This is a genomic window from Bacillus sp. HY001, assembly GCF_007558965.1.
GTDB lineage: Bacteria > Bacillota > Bacilli > Bacillales > Bacillaceae_G > Bacillus_A > Bacillus_A mobilis.
The window spans coordinates 1-238 of the sequence record NZ_VLTE01000345.1 but is presented as its reverse complement, the minus strand read 5'-3'; the positions used below and the strand labels follow the sequence as shown (position 1 = coordinate 238).

The window sequence follows — 238 nt, the reverse complement described above, 5'->3', positions numbered from 1 at the left end:
ATGACCAAAATACAACTTTTTCAGGAAAACGAATAGAGCGCGGCATATATCGTTCAGCAAATAAAACTTTAATTAATGCAGATGTAAATGCTGCGGCTAACATTTTACGAAAAGTAATCCCAAATGCATGGACAAATGGGATAGAGGGGTTAGGCGTGAAACAGCTCGCTAATGTGTTAACTCCCCTGACGTTAATCGTCCGTTAGGTCGAAACGTTAGAAACCCCCACTTCAAGCTT

1 pseudogene is annotated in these 238 nt (G+C 40.8%); it reads left to right on the top strand.

What is annotated here, in order from left to right:
* Window positions 1-206 (top strand): annotated as a pseudogene (locus FOT98_RS31640) (RNA-guided endonuclease InsQ/TnpB family protein); the annotation flags it as partial.
* Window positions 207-238 lie beyond the last annotated feature (32 nt).